The organism is Paenibacillus yonginensis (assembly GCF_001685395.1).
Taxonomy (GTDB): Bacteria; Bacillota; Bacilli; order Paenibacillales; family Paenibacillaceae; genus Fontibacillus; species Fontibacillus yonginensis.
Genome location: NZ_CP014167.1, coordinates 4,682,568 through 4,699,626 on the forward strand (window position 1 = coordinate 4,682,568; position 17,059 = coordinate 4,699,626).

Sequence of the window (17,059 nt, forward strand, 5' to 3'; positions counted from 1 at the left end):
AGCCCGTCAGACCTGCCGGACTTCCTTCTCCTGCAGCTCGGGACTGCTGTCGTAGAAAGTCTTCAACGTCCGCAGCACCGGGAACATGTACATCCACAGAACCGCTACAACCAGCGTTCCGAAACCGCCGATAATCGTCGCCGCCACCGGACCGACCAGTTTAGCCATCGTGCCGGACTCGAATTCGCCTAGCTGGTTCGAGGTGCCGATAAACAGCATGTTGACGGCGTTCACCCGGCCCTGCATTTCCTGTGGTGTATTGAGCTGTACCAGCGTAGAGCGGATAACCACGCTCACCACGTCCGATGCGCCGATCAGGAACAAGGCGAACAGGGAGAGGGCAAGGCTCTTGGAGACCGCGAACAGAACCGTGGCCAGACCAAAGACGGCCAGCGAGCTGAACAGATATTTACCGATTGCATGCTGGATCGAATAGCGGGTCAGCACAAGGGACATCAGCAATGCCCCCACTGCCGGCGCAGTCCGCAGCAGTCCCAGCCCCCAGCTCCCGGTGTGCAGAACATCTTCGGAGAAGATCGGCAGCAGCGCCGTGGCGCCGCCCAGCAGGACGGCGAACAGGTCCAGTGAAATGGTGCCCAAAATGATTTTGCGCTTGAAGACAAAACGTAGCCCGTTCAGCAGCGAGTCGATGCTGATGGCTTCAGCTTTGCGGACGGTCCGTTTGGCCTTGATGGACAAAATCAGGAAAGCCGAAATCAGCAAGGCGGCTATGGACGTAAAATAAACGGTGGACGGCCCCCAGTACAGCAGCAGCCCCCCTAAGGATGGGCCCACGATGGAGGCGGTTTGACCGGCCGATGCTGACCAGGCCGCGGCCTGCGGCAGCTCTTCTCTATCCACCAGATCGGGAACCATCGCGGAGTTGGTTGGATTCTCAAACGAGCGGGAGGCTCCTAAAATGGCGGCGGCAATCAGAATATGATAGCTCTGAATCCAGTCGCCGAGGGTCGAGATGACAAGCATAGCTACGACGCCGCATTCGATAAGCTGGCAGATAAAAATGATTTTGCGCCGCTCGAAGCGGTCCGCTACCTGTCCGGCGATCAGCGTTAAGAGCAGCATCGGGATAAATTCGGCCAGTCCGACCAGCCCCAGGCTGAAAGCATCATGGGTTAAGGCATACATCTGCCAGCTGATTACGACGGTTAACATCTGAAACGACGTGGTGGTAAAAATCCGCGCCAGCCACAAATGGCGGTAGGAGCGGTTGGTTCTTAGTACGGATGGATTCGAAGCGGCTATGATAAACTCCTCCTGCTAGGTTTGTAATGATGGATCTCGGGATGCTCCTGCTTGATCTTCTGATAGTCTTCCCCATACTTCAAGGTCAGCTCGGGCCCAAAGTCCTGCTCAATGCGCAACATAATGACATCATGCCGATAGGCATTGCTGAGCAGGTCTACGATGCTGGGGTGGTTGCTTTCAAGCACGGACTTCTCAGCATCCGCTCCAAAGCTTCCGACCAGGGCGCCTTGGTTGTCGGCCAGCAAAGTAAAGTGGCGGATTGAGCCGGTCGCGCCTTTTGGTATGCTATGAATCGTAATATTCTGAAGAGCGGTATGGCATTCTCCCATGACGATCAGATGAACGGATACCTTTCTTTGCTCCGCTTCCAGCAGCGCGGTCTCGAACTGATGCAGATCTTCGGCCCACACATCTACCCAAATACTGTGCTCCGCATTGGCAATCAAACGCCGGATCGTCTGCCGGATCAGCTTGTCCCCTTTCCAGTTGGCGAAAAAAGGAGGAGCGCTTGGCGGAGCCTCCAATTCGCTGACGAGTGTCCGCGCGGTCCGGTCAAAGTCGGACTGCAGCAGCTTTACGACCTGCTTGATCGGCACGGCCTCGAACAGTACGGGATCGCCTTCGAGCATTCGGCAGAGGCCTTTCTCATGAAGAAGGCGCAGGGCGGCATATACATTGCTCCGCGATACCGAGACATGCTTGGAGACTTCATAACCGGAGCAGCGGGATTTCTGATGCAGAACCAGATAACATTTCGCTTCAAGTTCGGAGAGGCCCAGCTTTCGCAATTGTTCGATCATATACATCTTCCATTCCGGGATTTTATAGTGTTATATTAGAATACTACTATTAAGCTGTCAATAAAATTTTAAGTAAATTTCTGATCAGGGGAAGGGAACAGCTTGTTTGATAATATACCCTATATGGGTATACTATTGCTGACCGCATGGAACCTAAACCATAGAAGACAGGAGTGTCAGAGATGAAAAAATATTTCGTATTGCTGGCGGCCGCTGCGCTGCTTCTGAGCGGTTGCCAGAATCAGAAGGATAACGGTGTGAACGGCACGGCTTCGGCACCTGACGCAGCCGTATCAGCGGCCCAGCAGGATTCCGGAGGGCATGACTCCGACATGCATCATTCCGGGAGCAGTCTGCCGGAGGGGCTGAAGACGAAAGCGAATCCGACTTATCCGGCCGGGACCAAGGTCATCCTGGAAGCGGATCATATGCCAGGGATGAAGGGAGCGGAAGCTACGGTCGTCGGCGCTTATGATACAACGGCTTATGCCGTGACTTATACGCCGACTACCGGAGGGGAGCCCGTTAAGAATCATAAGTGGGTGATCCAGGAGGAAATTAAGGATGCCGGCAGCGCCGTGCTGGAACCAGGCACTCAAGTGACGATTGAAGCCGATCATATGAAAGGAATGAAAGGCGCCAAAGGAGTCATTGAATCGGCTGAACCTACGACTGTATATATGGTGGATTATAAACCGACAACGGGCGGGCCTGAGGTTAAAAACCATAAGTGGGTGGTCGAAAGCGAATTGAAGGCCGTGTCCAAGTAACCGGGTGCTTTTGAGAGTCTGAGATGAAACAGTCCTGAAGGGGAATATATTATTGAGGAAGCGAATCTGTTACGTTCGAAGACGGGATACGGGCCATGCTGCTCACCGTCTTCGTTCATTCATCAATTGTCCCCAAATATGAACAATCTTGCACAATTTGTCCTTGACGTGTTTATTGCGGCTCAATTTCAGACAAATTTATAAGGGTGAACTGGCGCTAGGCGTAAACTTTTACTGCCGTTCGCTCAAATCAAAGGAGGTTCTTGCATGAGACTTCACAATAAAGTAGCAGTCGTAACCGGCGCAGCTTCCGGCATGGGCAAGCAAATCGCTCTATTATTCGCCAAGGAAGGAGCCAAGGTGGTCGTCTCGGATCTGAACGTAGAGGGAGCCGAAAGCGTAGCCAAGGAAATTACGTCCAACGGTGGAACGGCGACAGCCATCAAAACCAACGTAGCTCTGGAAGAGGACATTCAGCAGCTGGTTGATAAGACGGTCAGCACGTATGGTACGGTCGACATCCTGATTAACAACGCTGGAATCATGGACAATTTCGAGCCGGCAGGCGACATTGTGGACGCCAATTGGGAGCGGGTATTTGCGGTGAACACGACCAGCGTGATGCGGGCTACCCGCAAGGTGCTGCCGATTTTTCTGGAGAAGCAGAGCGGAGTGATCGTGAATGTCGCTTCCGTAGGCGGATTGTATGGCGCACGGGCCGGAGCCACCTATACAGCTTCCAAACATGCCGTGATTGGCTTTACGAAAAATACCGGCTTCATGTATGCCCAAAACGGCATCCGCTGCAACGCGATTGCGCCGGGCGGCGTGGAGACGAATATCGGCTCGAGCATGACGAATATCAATCCGTTCGGCGCTTCCAGGCAAGGTCTTGGCATGGCTCTGAACCCGCGCACCGGCAAGCCGGAGGAAATTGCACAGGTGGCGTTATTCCTGGCCTCGGACGAATCCAGCTTCGTGAACGGAACGGTCATTACGGCAGATGCCGGCTGGACAGCTTATTAACCGGTTAACCCAAGGAGGGGCATTTATTATCCCGCCCTGTTTAAGAAAAGTGCCCAGAGGGGCGCTTTTTTTATGTTTTCAGGAGAATGGGGCTCGGATCAACCAGGATTGAAAAGGGAACTCTAGTTCGTATATAATAAGAACAAATGTTCTTATTTAAGGTGGTGATTAAATGCTTCCGGATCTGCAGCGCAAGCTGCTCAGGATTCTGTTTAATTTCTCTACACAGCAGAGGAGGATGCCGAACTGGCCGGAGCTGGAGCGGAAGACGGGGCGCAGAAAGCAGGAGCTTGCGGCCGCGCTGGGACAGCTGCAGGAGAAAGGTTTTATTGCGTGGACGTGGAGCGCGGAGACCGTGCGTTCGCTAAAGCGGATCGCCGGACAGGAGCCGGATCCGCAGGATATTGTCCTGCTGCAAAGCCGGGAACCCGAGGAGAGAAAGCCGGAAGCCCGGCAGTCTTTTTCGAAAGGGAATGCGGAGAGCCGGACCCGCTACTGGACTCAATATTAAGCAAGGGATAGGCGGATGAGAATAGAGAATTTTTTAGGAAAATTTAAGGTTTCTATCATGTCAATTTCAGCTTGCCGTCTTATTCTTAACACATCCCCTTTTGAATAATAGCCTTTGAGTGGCTATTCTTTTGTTTAGAACGGCATGTCTGGCCTTAAGGCACCAGCCATGATCCGAACATCTTCCCGTCCTGAAGGAGGGCGGAGGATGTTCTTTTTTTTGTCCAAATTCGGCATAAATCGCTTTCCAAGTTCCGGTATAAGAGATTAAAGCAAGCAAAGGCCGGGTAAACATGTTGCACAGTGACTAATCCGAATTGAGGTGATGAGGATGAATCGGAGAAGGGCTTCCGAGCTGGTGCAGCAATTCATCTTTGTGGGACCTGCAGCTGTCTTTTTTGCAGTGATTGTAGCGGTTCCGTTCCTGCTGGGGCTGTATTATTCCTTTACGAGCTGGAACGGCATTGCGAAGCATGCGGATTGGGCGGGCATACGCAATTATGTCCACATCTTCACGAAGGACCCGTCCTTTCTGAACGCGTTCTGGTTCACCGTCAGATTTACGGTGCTGGGGCTGATTCTGACGAATCTGCTCGGGTTTGTGCTGGCTTATGTGCTGACGCGCAAGCTTTTTACGCGCAATGTGATGCGTACCGTGTTTTTTATGCCCCACGTAATCGGCGGCTTGCTGCTGGGTTTTATTTGGCAGTTTATTTTTGTGCGGGGGTTCGCCTCCATCGGCCAGGCCACGGGCTGGTCGTTCTTCAACCTGCCTTGGCTGGGAACGGAAAGCACCTCGTTCTGGTCGATCGTTATCGTATTCGTCTGGCAGAATGCCGGATATTTGATGGTCATTTACATTTCGGCCCTTAATAATGTGCCTAAAGGTCTGACGGAAGCGGCCCGCGTTGATGGGGCGGGCAGATGGCAGGTGCTGCGGCATGTGCTGATCCCGATGGTGATGCCTGCGGTGACGGTTTGTTTGTTCCTTTCGATTTCGTGGTCATTCAAGCTGTTCGATCTGAACTTGTCGCTGACCAAAGGCGGACCGTTTAAGGCTACCGAATCAGTGGCATTGAACATATATAATGAAGCCTACACCCTGAGCCGTTATGGCATGGGTTCGGCTAAAGCGATCATTTTCTTCATCGTGGTTGCTTTGGTTTCCGTCCTTCAGGTATGGGCCACAAAACGGAAGGAGGTAGAGGTATGAGAAACATGAGAACCCAATCTTTGCGCAGCGGCTATAGCGTGCCCATGGTGGTCGTGGAGATCCTTATCGTGCTGCTGGGTCTGCTGTTTCTGGTGCCGTTCTACTTCCTGCTCGTCAATTCTGTTAAGGAATACGGCAGCATTCTGACGGACTCGGCCGGCTGGCCGGCGGCGTTCCATTGGAGCAATTACCGGGAGGCCTGGAAAGCAACAGAGTTCCCTAAGGCGTTCCTGAACTCGTTAATCGTGACCGTAGTCAGCAATTTGCTGCTGTCGCTGATCTGTGCGATGGCCGCTTATAAAATGGTTCGCAGACCAACCCGCTTCAACAAGCTCCTTTATTTGGCTTTTGTCGCGGCGATGGTGATTCCGTTCCAGGCGATCATGATTCCTCTTGTGAAGGTGCTGAGCGGCCTGTCCCTCATGGACAGCACGGCAGGCCTGATTCTTGCTTATCTCGGCTTCGGGGCACCCATCACGGTGTTCCTGTTCCACGGATTCGTTAAATCCGTTCCGGTGGATATCGAGGAGGCGGGCAAGGTGGACGGGAGTTCGCCTTACGGGATCTTTTTCCGGATTGTTCTGCCTCTTATGCAGCCGATTATTGTAACCGTCATTATCCTGAACACACTCTGGATCTGGAACGACTACCTGATGCCTTACCTCATTCTGCAAAGTCCGAACCTGGCGACGATTCCGATTGCGACCTATGCTTTCTTCGGCCAATATACCAAGCAGTGGGATTTGGCGCTTCCGGCACTGACGCTGGGTATTGCGCCGGTGGTGATCTTTTTCCTCGCGATGCAGAAGTACATTATTGAAGGGGTGTCGGCCGGCTCGGTAAAAGGGTGAAGAGGCTGGCGTTCAATGACCCGGTTGGCTGATTAAGGGAATAAGGGATTCAGGTGATAAACGATTAAAGGGATTAAGAGATTAAGCGATTAAAAGGATAAACCAGCCCGTCTGAAGGCCTTGGCAGGCTCGGATAACGGTAGACGGGATGGAGCGAACGGAGGGATTTGCGGTGCAGGTGAATCACAAGGTGCGCAGAGTGTTTCAAATAGGTGGACTGCTGCTGGCGACGGTGCTTGCTGCGGCCGGCTGCAGCAGCGGCGGGAAAGCGGGTTCGGCTGACAGCGGTGGCACGAAGACGATTCATATTTTCCAGTTCAAGGTGGAAATTGCAGACGCTTTGGACAAGCTCAAAGCCGATTACGAGAAAGAGCATCCCGGCATCAAGCTGGATATTCAGACCGTCGGCGGGGGCAGCGATTACGGGGCTTCGTTGAAGGCAAAGTTTGCTTCAGGCGAACAGCCGGATATTTTTAACGTTGGGGGTTATGTGGAGCGTGACATGTGGTTTGATTATCTGGAGGACTTGAGCGACCAGCCTTGGGTCAAGGATGTCAAGGACGTGGCCAGAGAGCCGATGACCCGGGAAGGGAAGCTGTACGGCATGCCGATGAACCTGGAGGGTTACGGGTTTATGTACAACAAGGACCTGTTTGCCAAAGCAGGGATCACCAAGCCGCCGATGACTATCGATGAGCTGAAGGAAGCCTGCGAGAAACTCCAGGCCATAGGCGTTACGCCATTTGCCAACGGTTATCAGGAATGGTTTGTGCTCGGCAACCACAATGTGAACGTGGCGTTTGCGCAGCAGAAGGACCCGGGCGCTTTCATTCAAGGGCTTACGGACGGCACGGAGAAATTTGCCGGAAACCAGGTGTTTGAGGAATGGGCCAATCTGCTTGATTTGACGCTGAAATACGGCAATAAGAACCCGCTTTCGACCGACTACAACACCCAGGTGACGATGTTCGCGAGCGGCCAGGCCGCTATGATGCAGCAGGGCAACTGGACCCAGGTTCAGCTCGACGGCATCAACCCGGATCTCAAGCTTGGTTTTCTGCCGATGCCTATTGACAACACGCCGGGCGACAACGACAAGCTGTATGTAGGCGTGCCGAACAATTGGGTGATCAACAAGGAATCTCCGGTGAAGCAGGAGGCCAAGGATTTCTTGAACTGGCTGGTCACTTCCGATACCGGGAAAAAATATATCACCAAGGAATTCAAATTTATTCCCGCTTTTAACAGCATTAAGGGCACCGAAGAGGACCTCGGTCCGCTTGGCGCTGAAATTCTCAAATACACGGATGCGGGCAAGACGCTGACCTGGAACTGGGCCCGGATGCCGAACGGCATGCCGCAGGAGCTTTCAAACACGATCCAGGCTTATATCGGAGGCAAAATCGACAAGCAGGAAATGTTTGAGCAGTTCCAGACGAACTGGGATAACTTGAGTGTGCAGTGAGTAAGCCTAAAGTTCGAGAGAGAGGAACAACAGTTGGCTCCATCCGATAAGGATTTTGAAAAAAAGATAAACGGCAAATTTTTATTGATAAAGCACGCCGAAGTAGCTGGAAGACGCGGGATGGAGTATGGGGTCCGGCGTCTTTCAGCTATTTCTGGAAAGTTCAGAATTTGTTTAGATCTCTCCGCTAATATGGTTACTTGAAGTGACCAATTTTATGGAGAGAGGGGTAAAGCGCTTAAAATGAAGAAAAAAGTCGTGCTGCTGCTGAGTGCAGTGCTGCTGCTGGCGCAAATTTCTCAGATGCTGGGAATTATAAGCCGTGTGCAGGCTGAGGACATTCAGCAGAACCTTATCACAAACGTAGCTCTGACGGTGCTGGACGAATCGGGCCAAACGGTGACTGGCACCGTTTATGAGCAAGGGGCCCCCGTGCAGCTTGATTTTGATTGGGAGCTGCCGAATGCCAGCGGATATGGGGACGGGGCTACGTTTACATTTGACCTGCTCCCGGAGAATGTTTTTGCCATCCTTAACGATATTGAAGGCGAGCTGCCGCTGGAGGACGGCGAAAGCGTGGGCACCTTTAAAGTGGACTGGGATACCAACAAGATAACCATGACATTTAACGACTTCATTTCGCTTTATGACGACGTCCACGGGAAAATTACGATTAAAACCAAGTTCGATAAAGACAAAATGGCTGGAAGCACTCATCAGGTAATTAATTTCCCGGTTCAAAGCGGGGAACAAACGGTTGAACTTGATTTTAAACCGGATGTCAGTTCGACAATCGATAAGTCGGGAACGCCGGACAAAGCGCTTAATGCGCAAAATATCAATTGGACCGTGAACGTTAATAAAAAGCTTGAAACGGTACAGCATGCCGTGGTCACCGATCCGATCCCCTACGGTTTAACGCTGGATACCGACTCAGTGAAGGTTTATAACCTGGCCGTCAACCTCGATGGCTCCGTAAGCGTTACAGATGCCGTCGATAGCGGTCGTTTCCAAGTGGGGAAAACGGAGGACGGCAATGATTTTCAAATCCTATTTACGGATGAAAACATCAGTACGGCCTATCAGATTCAGTACTCCACCCATATTGACGGGGGGGCAAGCTTTACCAACACGGCCGTATTAAGCGGAGATGGATATACGCCTGAATCGGCGAGCGCAACGGTTAACGTAAGCCGGGGGGCTGAGCTTGCCAAGACGGCAGGCAACTATGACAAAGTTACCCAAACGGTAAACTGGCAGATCCAGTTTAACTACGGCGAGGAGAATGTTGCCAAGGAGGATGCGCGGCTGACCGATTATTTTAATGATACTCAGCAGCTTGTGCCGGGATCATTAAAGGTTTATAACGTGACTTTTGGAAGCGGAGGCGATCCGGTTAAGGGCAGCGAATATTCGGGTTTCGTGGTTGAGGATCCTGCCCCTGAGGAGGGGAAAGAAGGGTTCTCCCTGCAGTTTAACTCCGATATTCATTCGGCTTTTATAATTGAATACCAAACGAAAGCAAAGGAGCCCGTCTTTCAAAACACGAACGTAAATAATACCGTGACTTGGGGAACTTATGAAGCTTCAGCCAGTAAAGGGCTGGAGCAGGTATTTGGCATCAAATATTTTGATAAAGCCAATTATGCGGCTCAAACGGCTGACTGGCATATAGACATTAACGGGAACAACGTCTTAATGAACAATGCCACAATCAAAGATGAGTTCACAGGGGGCGGGCTGGAGCTGGATCCGACAACACTGGAAGTCAGAAATGCTTCCGGCGATTTGGTAGATCCTAGTGCCTATACCGTAACCTATACAGGAGATCCTGCCGATTATACGCAAGGGTTTGAGCTGAGCTTCGCAAACGCTATTAACGAAAAATATTCGATCAGCTATACAACCAAGTATACGTTCGCGAATCTTACTTCCGGGGATACCTTCCCTAATAAGGCAGTCCTGACCTGGACGGACGCCAAAGGTGAACAGAGCTTGACCACAACAGCTGGTTTTAATCCCAACCCTTATACGAAAAGCAATGGTTACAAGAGCGGCGCTTATAATCCGCTAACCAAAGAAATTACCTGGACAATTGGCGTGAATTATAACCGGAAGCAGCTTTCGGAAGCGTCAGTAGTAGACGAGCTGGAAGCTAATCAGAAATATATTCCCGGTTCAATCGCTGTATACGAGATGAATATTGCTGAAGACGGTAAGGTTACTCAGGGAAGCCCTGTTGAAGACGGCAGTTATACTGTGAATTATAATCCCTCTTCCAACAAGCTGACCGTCGGTTTTAATTCTACAATCAACAGCGCATATATCCTGGTATTTAAGACAAGCCTCGCAGGGAACCTGATTAACACTAAAGTGGACAATACAGCCATTCTCATGAATGGCAATGTTCAGGAGTCCAAAGGATTGGATAGTTCGGTCAATATCCCTCACGGCGGGGAATATGTAAGCAAAACGGGCAAACAAAACGGAGAAGTGGTCGATTGGCAGGTGGATATCAACCGCAACCAGTCGACTGTCAGCGATGCTCAATTAATTGACACGCCTAGCACTAACCAGATTCTGCTTCAAGACTCATTCCATTTGTATTCCGCCTCGGTTGATGAAAATGGCGAGATCGGTAAGGATGAGGAAATGGCCAAGGGTACCGATTACGCCCTGACGTTTGAGAATAATGAACAAGGGGTCCCTTCTTTTACCTTGAGCTTTATGAAAGAAATTTCAGAACCCTATATATTGGAGTATCAGTCCCTGATTAACGCCAATGATGGGGAGAGTCTGACCAACAGCGTTAAATTCAAAGGCAACAATACGGAGACGATTGATAAGGAAAGCAATCAGTCCATCATCGTAGGTGTCTCCTCAGGTTCCGGCAGCGGAAGCGGAGTTCGGGGATCGCTTACAGTCATTAAAGTGGACAAGGAGGATGCCAATCTTGTATTGCCGGGTGCTGAATTCAAGCTGGAGCGGAAGCTGAACGGCAAACGGATCCTTATCGGCACCCAAACTACCGACGAAGAGGGCAAGGTAACTTTCACTAAGCTCCTTGCGGGAGATTATGTGCTGACGGAACTGACGGCACCTTCGGGTTACACCATTGATACACCTGATTACGACCTGACGATCAGTTCTTCAAATCTTAATCCAGTTCAGCAAGTAAGCGATACAAAGATTCCGGATCCAACACCAACACCAACACCGACACCAGCGCCATCAACCGGCGGGGGCGGTTCCACGCCTGAACCGACACCTACGCCGACACCGGCACCAAGCGGAGATCCGTCTCAGGCTCCTGGGGAAGCAAGCCCGACACCGGTGCCAACGCCAGTGCCGAGCGAAGGCCCGGCACCGTCTAATGACACAGTCGTCACCATTAAAGGTACGCCAATCAGCGGGGTTATCCCAGTGCCCGACGGAGCTGCGCCAAGAATCGGCATGCAGCCGAAGCATGGGCAGGCAGCTGTTAAGCCTGACGGTCGCTGGACTTATACGCCAGATGGAGAATTTACCGGCAAAGATAAGTTCTCTGTTGTTATTCAGCTGCCGAACGGAGAAGAAGAGATTACAATTGCGGTGGACGTAGTGCCGAAAGGCGGGGTTACCCTTTCCGCTGGAGGCGGAGGAGGCACAGGGACTCAACCTCTGCTGCCGCAAACGGGGGAAGGGAGCCATTTGGGGATTCAACTGGCTGGTTTGTTCTTCGTCCTGCTGGGTGTGACAGGCATTTGGGTTATTCGAAGAAAAAGAATGAAAGTAAACAAGGCAACGAATTAGCGAATAAAAATAACAAAGAGCCTGCCCGGATATAGGCAGGCTCTTTGGATTGTATCGGAAGCGACCTCCGGCAGCTCACGATTTCGGGACCAAAGCGGATAGGCCGCCGCTGGTGTTGCCGTCATCGAGCCGCGCCTTTACGATAAGGCGGTGCGTCGGATTGACAAGGGGATCACAAGTAATCAGCGTCAGCGTCCGTTCCTGATCGCTGCCCTCAAGTACCGAAACCTCGGTTGGTTCAACGATGGAAATGTCATAAACCGTATAGGTTTCGGTTTGTCCGTTTCGGAGTTTTATTTCAATCTTATCTCCTGCGGTTATTTCATTTAGGCGGTTGAACAACCGTCCTTTCGTGTGAGCCCGGTGTGCCGCAATCGCTGCATTTCCGTTTTGTCCCAGCGGCGCCGTTTCCGTCAGATGGGCTGCGGCGTATTTCATGTTTTTTTTGGTTGCCCCTTCAAGGATAGGCAGCTTTACATCTATTTTATCAATCGTAATAATACCGAGAGCATTTTGGTCCTCGAGCAGCTTGGCATCTACGTTCCCGGCAGGACTGACGTCCGACTCGTCCTCTCCTTCATCCAGAAGACGGTTCAAACGGTTAAAGCTGTTAAGCAGTAACTTCTCATGTTCGGCATTGCTGCTCTGTGCGGATAGATCCGCCGGCCCCTCCATCTGCCTGAGAAGCTGATCCTGTTTCCAATCGTAATAGGATTCCCGTCCCATAGGAAAGAGGATTAGCAGAACGCCTACAAGAATCAGCAAATAAGATAGCTTTTTCATCGCTTTTTGACAGGCCCCCCGCCTAGTATTGAATGCGAAGAGTATAGCCGGAACGTATAGACAAAAAATAAACAAGAGCCAGCCTCCAGCCGGCAACAAACAGTAGAGGTTAAATGGAACTGGTCCATCCCGGATTCTGAAGACGCCATTCTTTGAACCAGGAGGCTGCTTTGGCAGGAACGTTAATTCCCAGATCCTGCTCAAATAGCAGGGACAATTTATTGTACTGATCTTCCACCGCCTGAAGTTCCCCCAAGCGGCTGAAGATCTTCATCAGTCCAAGATGCCCCTCCTCGGAATAGGGGTTGATAATAACAATTTTTTGGAACAGCTTCAAAGCCTCCGCATATTTCCTTCGTGCGGCGTAGAAGTCGGCCAGCTCTATAGCGTGATTCATCCATAAAGCGCGAAGCCTCTGTTGCTCGCCCGCTGCCCAAGGATAATCGTATTCGCCAAAATAGTCGCCTGTATACCAATCGGACCAGCCTTGATGGTCCGCAGCATTTTGATCCTTAATTTCAGGAGCACTAAGAATTCCGTTCTCTAGTACATCCACATCTACCGCGATATTCCCCAATTGAAGGACATAACCTTCATTGCCGGGTTTATTGATGATTTCCGCTTGAATGCGGGCTTGCTTCAAACATTGGCGTACATGATAAATAGTGGTGTATAAATGAGTCGAAGCCTTTTTGAAATCATATTCCGGCCAAAACTGCTGGAGCAGAGCATCCTTACTGACGAACCGGTTGCGGTTATGCAGCAGATAAGCGAATAACTCCTGCGCTTTACTCGTCCGCCACCGGAGAGGAATTTCGGAGCGGGCCGAGGGATCTTGAGCAGCCGAAATTAGGCGCAGGCTGTGGAAGCAGCAAAATATCCGTTCTTCAGCCCCGGCTTCCTGCTGCTCCTGTTGCGAATGAAGGGACAGTCTATCAGCTAGTCTTTGGATCGTTTTCTCCAAACGGGATTTCTGGACCGGCTTCAATACATAGTCCAGCGCGTTCAGTTCAAAGGCTTCAATCGCATAGGCATCGTAGGCCGTGACAAAAACAACATTCGCTTCAGGGCAAGCTTGCTGCAGCATTTCCGCGGCCTGCATACCATTTAGCCCGGGCATGGCAATATCCAGGAAAATGACGTTTGGATTATATTCGGATGCGATTGTAATGGCTTGAACAGGATCTGTATAACTTTCAATGGATTCTATATCCGGAAGCTGCCATAACAGATTCTCCAGGTGCCTAAGCGCCAGGTTCTCGTCATCAATCAGTAGCGCGCGAATCATGCGAGTATCACTCTCCGTGACTTATAACAGTAGACAATCAACAGGATAATTGCTCCAATAGTTTAATAGTATAACATGTTTAAAAATTTAATCATCTTTTTCCTTTCGTTTTGGAACTGAGAAGGAAACCCGGGTGCCCTGCCCCTTCGCGCTGGAGATGGACAGGCCATGTCCAAACAGCTTTTGGAGTCTCCGGTTTGTATTACGAAGCCCAATTCCCCTTCCAGGACTGTTAGGCGATGAGGCAAGCAGCTCTTTCACCTCGAATTCCTCCATGCCGACCCCATCATCCGAGACGACAAAAAGGGTATATTCTGCATGTTCAGTAATTACGATGTCCACACTGCCTCCGCTGGAGCGGGCCAAAACGCCGTGCCTCAGGGCATTCTCAACCAAAGGCTGAAGTGAGAGCGGCGGCAGCTTCAGAAGTGGATCGACTGCCGGGTCTATGGAAAAGGAGACGTTGAGCCGGCCCTCAAAACGTTCGCTCTGAATATAGGCATATGAGCGGACCAGTTCCAATTCATACTCCAGCGGAACAAGTTCTTCTACATTCCAGAAATCAAAGCTGATTCTCAAATAAGAGCTGAAAGCATCAATCAGCCTGTTCATTCTATCCGTATCAATGCTGCTTAATGCCGTAATTGAATTTAGCGTATTAAACAGGAAATGCGGTTCGATCTGCGCCTGCAGATAGGCAGCTTCCATGTGTAGATGCTCTTCAATGCTTCTCTTCAAATCGCTTAAGGCTTTGACCCGGTATTTCAGTTCCAGCGCATCCACCGGCTTGGACACATAGTCGTTTGCGCCAGCGGTAAAGCCGGAATAAATATCTTCCGGACGATTCCGGGCAGTCAGCAAGAGAACGGGCAGCTCGGATAAGGAAAATCGTTGACGTATGATCCTCACCAGCTCATAGCCCGACATGTGGGGCATCATGACATCGGCGATCACGAGATCCCACTTGGTTTCATTCAGCTTGGTTAGCGCTTCGCTTCCGCTTAAGACGGAGGTTATATGATAATGGTCCGGCGAAAGAATTTTCTCCAGAATTCTTAAATTAACAGGATCGTCGTCTACAGCAAGAATTCGGTATTTGGCCGAGAAAGTCTCAGCGGAGTTCCCGTTTTGATAAAATTCAGACGCCGCCGCGGTTTCCTCGCTTGTCCCAAGCGTTGCTTCCTGTTTGGGTGTTCCGGGCAACAGGAACAAAGAGGACTGAAACGGCCTTGTCTGTTCTCCGGCCATTTCGTAATCTCTAGCGTTGGAGGAAGTGTCTCGCTCCACTGAAATAGGCAGGGAGAAGCTGAAGGTGGAGCCTATTCCGGGGGAGGATTGAAGGCGTAAAGCCCCTCCGTGCAGCTTGACCAGCATTTGGCTGATGCTCAGGCCAAGACCAATTCCGCCATGTATTTCAGAAAGCTCCTGCTCTCCTTGAGCATAGGCATCAAAAATCCGGAACTGTTCAGATTCCCCGATTCCGGGGCCGGTATCGGCTACGTGAATGAAGGCTGTTGTCCCTTCTTCATCTTGAGTAGCGTATATGCGAATAATCCCTTCTTGAGTGAATTTAATGGCATTATGGACCAAGTTAAAAAGAACCTGGGTCAGCCTTTTTTCATCCCCGAACACTTTGGGGAAATCATCGCTGATCTCCATCCGTAGTTCGACGGATTTTCCGGCAGTTAAATAGTGCAGCATATCCATAACGCCGGAAGCCAGAGATTGCATACTGACTGCGGCTGGATGCAGCTTGATCCGCTGCTCGCGGAGCTGGACCAGGTCGAGCAGATCGTTAACGAGCAGCGCCATTCGCCGTCCTACCTGGGTAAGCAGCGTCAACTCTTTCCTGTCCTCGCCGGTCAGCATGCTTTGCTTGCTGTTTAACACGGATTCCGCGATATTGATCATTCCGTGCAGCGGGGTGCGCAGCTCATGAGAGGTGTTGGCAAGGAATTGGTCTTTGGTTTTATCGGCCTCCTGAAGCTGATGTGCAAGCTCCTCCGTTTTCCTAACAGACTTGAAATATCTCACAAACCAGTAAGTACCCAGTCCAAGAAAGGCGAACAGGATGTCAAACGGGTAAAAAGCCAGGGGTGCCATATTATGACCTTTAAGTACTCCCCATATCGAACTTGAGGTCAGGCTGCATGCCGCGAGCAGCAGAAAAATAGCGCTGCTGTCCGTTCGAATGACGTAACGGAACAAAGGAACAGGAAGTCCCAAAATGGTGCCGGAGATGAAAATAGTAAATAACAGTCTGTCCAGGTTAGTAGGATTAAAGGGCGATAGCAGCGTAAACAGCATAAATATTCCAGCAGGAATAATATATAGGAGAAAAAACTTCCTCCACTTGAGTTCAACAAACCAGAACGCAGTAATGAAGACCAGCATTAAAGAAGTGCCCGTATAAGAGATGATCCTGAGCTTCTGAAACCAAAAATAATTAATAGGCAGCCATATTAAGAGCAGTTTATCATCATCAAGAGAAATGCCTAGGGTTGAAAAAAGCATCAAAAGGATAAAAAACAGCAGCAGAGTCTGCTTCCGGTTAAATATATAAATAATAGCCATATATAAGGTATGCAGAATCATGACCACAAGGATGACAAGCTCGAAACCTACAGAATACAAACGTTCGGAATCCGCCTTGGACTGGGTTCCAAGCTTGATGGAATGAATAATTCCTCCTTCTGCCGGCGAGTCGAAATTGCTGGCGAGAATCAGCAGATCGATCTGATGATCGAGTGGTTCGAGCACTGCAGAATAAGTAATGTCTTTGGGTGTATACTGTTCAGGCGTTTCGGCCGGGTGTCCAAATTTAGCGATCTGCTCCCCGTTGGCATAGACCTCCGAGGAAGCCTTAATGCTGTTAATCAAAATTTCGTAAGGCTCTTTAAGTTCCTCCGATGTCAAAATTTTTAGATGATAGGTTCCGTAACCGTAAGCCGAATCTCCATCAAAGGAAGAAGCCCAATTGCCGGGAACTTCAATGAGTTCCGGGTTATCCGGAATTTGAATTTGGCCATTCTGCGGCCGCAGAAGCTGATTGGGGAAGAAGTCCCACTCCCCGTCAAGAGTGATGGTTGGCCGGTCCTTAAGCGGCCAATTTCGAAGATCCAGGACGCCATTTGTGACATGCGGCTGGTCGCCCGGATTGTGGGCGGCGTTCCATAACAAATGAAATCCGGTAAGAACAAGAAGAAAAGTGACAAGAATCAGACAAGTTTTTTTTATTGACATCATAACAGCCAATTATTTCGACAATAAGAGTGTAATTCCTGCATAGGATAGA

At 50.5% G+C, this 17,059-nt stretch carries 12 protein-coding genes; 7 read left to right on the forward strand and 5 right to left on the reverse strand.

All coding sequences use genetic code 11. The annotated features are described in order from the left end of the window. Window positions 1-6: 6 nt before the first annotated feature. Entirely contained in the window at window positions 7-1,173 is a 1,167-nt protein-coding gene (locus AWM70_RS21175; RefSeq protein WP_237167775.1) for an MFS transporter, read from the reverse strand. Window positions 1,174-1,259: 86 nt separating this feature from the next. Continuing rightward, window positions 1,260-2,066, reverse strand: a complete 807-nt coding sequence (locus AWM70_RS21180; protein ID WP_068699785.1) for a TrmB family transcriptional regulator — start codon at window positions 2,064-2,066, stop codon at window positions 1,260-1,262. A gap of 182 nt (window positions 2,067-2,248) precedes the next feature. Between AWM70_RS21180 and AWM70_RS21185 the strand changes: the two genes are divergently transcribed. The 7 genes from AWM70_RS21185 to AWM70_RS21215 all read left to right on the forward strand — a co-directional run bounded on the left by AWM70_RS21185 (window position 2,249) and on the right by AWM70_RS21215 (window position 11,693). After that, window positions 2,249-2,836, forward strand: a complete 588-nt coding sequence (locus AWM70_RS21185) for a YdhK family protein (RefSeq protein WP_068699786.1) — start codon at window positions 2,249-2,251, stop codon at window positions 2,834-2,836. 267 nt (window positions 2,837-3,103) lie between these two features. After that, the gene (locus AWM70_RS21190) at window positions 3,104-3,862 is read left to right on the forward strand and encodes an SDR family oxidoreductase (protein WP_068699788.1); all 759 of its coding nucleotides are present in this window, start codon (window positions 3,104-3,106) and stop codon (window positions 3,860-3,862) included. 172 nt (window positions 3,863-4,034) lie between these two features. Continuing rightward, on the forward strand, window positions 4,035-4,373 hold the full coding sequence (locus tag AWM70_RS21195) for a hypothetical protein (RefSeq protein ID WP_068699790.1): 339 nt from the start codon (window positions 4,035-4,037) through the stop codon (window positions 4,371-4,373). A gap of 330 nt (window positions 4,374-4,703) precedes the next feature. Further along, window positions 4,704-5,585 carry a carbohydrate ABC transporter permease gene (locus AWM70_RS21200; RefSeq protein ID WP_068699792.1) on the forward strand — a complete coding sequence of 294 codons (882 nt, stop codon included), beginning with the start codon at window positions 4,704-4,706 and terminating at the stop codon, window positions 5,583-5,585. A gap of 44 nt (window positions 5,586-5,629) precedes the next feature. Then, window positions 5,630-6,436: a carbohydrate ABC transporter permease gene (locus AWM70_RS21205; protein WP_206093491.1), complete on the forward strand. Its 807-nt coding sequence runs from the start codon at window positions 5,630-5,632 to the stop codon at window positions 6,434-6,436. A 148-nt stretch (window positions 6,437-6,584) separates the two neighbouring features. Further along, a complete protein-coding gene (locus AWM70_RS21210; RefSeq protein ID WP_083180476.1) occupies window positions 6,585-7,901 on the forward strand; it encodes an ABC transporter substrate-binding protein in 1,317 nt (438 codons plus the stop codon). 243 nt (window positions 7,902-8,144) lie between these two features. Continuing rightward, complete coding sequence (locus tag AWM70_RS21215) at window positions 8,145-11,693, forward strand: collagen binding domain-containing protein (RefSeq protein ID WP_068699794.1); 3,549 nt, start codon at window positions 8,145-8,147, stop codon at window positions 11,691-11,693. Between the two features lie 75 nt (window positions 11,694-11,768). On the opposite strand, the gene AWM70_RS21220 is transcribed toward AWM70_RS21215, so the two are convergent. The 3 genes from AWM70_RS21220 to AWM70_RS21230 all read right to left on the reverse strand — a co-directional run bounded on the left by AWM70_RS21220 (window position 11,769) and on the right by AWM70_RS21230 (window position 17,010). Further along, complete coding sequence (locus tag AWM70_RS21220; RefSeq protein WP_068699796.1) at window positions 11,769-12,476, reverse strand: class D sortase; 708 nt, start codon at window positions 12,474-12,476, stop codon at window positions 11,769-11,771. A 109-nt stretch (window positions 12,477-12,585) separates the two neighbouring features. After that, the gene (locus AWM70_RS21225) at window positions 12,586-13,764 is read right to left on the reverse strand and encodes a response regulator (protein WP_083180477.1); all 1,179 of its coding nucleotides are present in this window, start codon (window positions 13,762-13,764) and stop codon (window positions 12,586-12,588) included. A gap of 87 nt (window positions 13,765-13,851) precedes the next feature. Beyond that, a complete protein-coding gene (locus AWM70_RS21230; RefSeq protein ID WP_068699797.1) occupies window positions 13,852-17,010 on the reverse strand; it encodes a hybrid sensor histidine kinase/response regulator in 3,159 nt (1,052 codons plus the stop codon). Between the last annotated feature and the right edge of the window lie 49 nt (window positions 17,011-17,059).